The organism is Mesorhizobium sp. M5C.F.Ca.IN.020.29.1.1, assembly GCF_003997375.1.
Lineage (GTDB): Bacteria > Pseudomonadota > Alphaproteobacteria > Rhizobiales > Rhizobiaceae > Mesorhizobium > Mesorhizobium wenxiniae.
This window is the reverse complement of sequence record NZ_RZSW01000914.1, coordinates 1-1,589: the sequence shown is the minus strand read 5'-3', so window position 1 is coordinate 1,589 and position 1,589 is coordinate 1. Positions and strand designations below refer to the sequence as shown.

Below are 1,589 nucleotides of genomic sequence, written 5' to 3'. Positions count from 1 at the left end.
GTATCGGCCCATGTCGATCTCGGATCGAGAATGGCGCGCTCGACGCCCGCAACCGCCACCGGCACATCGAACCCAAAATTCGCGTCGGTGCGGTAGTCGGCCGTCTTCAGCGAGCCGTCGAGTGCCGCGGCAAGCAGCGCTCGCGTCGCCTTGATCGGCATCCGCTTGCCGGTGCCGTACGCGCCGCCGGTCCAGCCGGTGTTGACCAGCCAGCAATCGACACCGTGATGGGCGATCAGTTCGCGCAGCAGATTGCCGTATTCCGACGGATGGCGCGGCATGAACGGTGCGCCGAAACAGGTCGAAAACGTCGCTTCGGGTTCGGTGACGCCCTTTTCGGTCCCAGCCACCTTTGCGGTGTAGCCGGAGAGGAAATGGTACATCGCCTGCGCCGGGGTCAGCCGTGCGATCGGCGGCATCACGCCGAATGCGTCGGCGGTCAGCATGATGATGTTTTTCGGGTGACCGGCGCGGCCCGTCTTGCTGGCGTTGGGGATGAAGTGGAGCGGATAGGCGCAGCGCGTGCTTTCAGTGAGACTGCCGTCGTCGAAATCCGGCACGCGGCCCGCATCTAGCACTACATTCTCCAGCACCGTGCCGAAGCGTTGGGTGGTGGCGAAGATCTCCGGCTCGGCTTCTGCCGAAAGCTTTATCGTCTTGGCATAGCAGCCGCCTTCGAAATTGAAGATGCCATGCGGACCCCAGCCGTGCTCGTCGTCGCCGACCAGCGTGCGCGACGGATCGGCCGACAGTGTCGTCTTGCCGGTTCCCGAGAGGCCGAAGAAGATGGCCGCATCTCCGCCGGCGCCTTCATTGGCCGAGCAATGCATCGGCATCACGCCCTTGGCCGGCAACAGATAGTTGAGCACGGTGAACACCGACTTCTTCATTTCGCCGGCATAGGAGGTGCCGCCGATCAGCACGATCATGCGCGACAGATCGACGGCGATCACCGTTTCGGTGCGGGTGCCGTGGCGAACCGGATCGGCGCGGAACGACGGAAGGTCGATGATCGTCATGTCAGGCACAAAATGCTCGAGCTCGGCGGCTTCCGGGCGAATGAGCAGATTGCGGATGAACAAGGAGTGCCAGGCAAGCTCCGTGACAACCCTGGTCGTCAGCTTCAAGTCCTCATCGGCGCCGCCGACCAGGTCCTGCACATAAAGATCCTTGTCTGCTGCATGGGCGCGAAAATCGGCGAGCAGCGTTTCGAACTGGGCCGACGACATCGCCTTGTTGTTGTCCCACCATACATGCGGCCCGGTGGTCTCGTCGCGCACGACGAATTTGTCCTTGGGCGAGCGGCCGGTGTGCTGCCCGGTCTCGGCGACCAGTGCGCCATGCGCGGTGAGCCGGGCCTCGCCGCGGCGTACCGCTTCCTCGTAAAGGGCGGCTTCGCCGAAATTATAGCGCACCGCGGCCGTGGTCTTTAGGCCGATCCGATCGATCGCCCATGCGGGATTGCGTTTGCCGGCTTCCGACATGAGGGGTTCCTTCTTCGATTTGCAGCATCCTGGCCGGCGAATTTCCGGAGCCCCCACCAAGGAGACTGTAACGGTGACAACCAGAAAAGCCAAATGATATCAAAT

1 protein-coding gene is annotated in these 1,589 nt (G+C 62.8%); it reads right to left on the bottom strand.

The window, feature by feature from the left end; translation table 11 throughout:
- The coding region (locus EOA85_RS34920; protein ID WP_127212704.1) for a phosphoenolpyruvate carboxykinase at positions 1-1,484 on the bottom strand (1,484 nt) is incomplete at its 3' end.
- Positions 1,485-1,589: the final 105 nt, after the last annotated feature.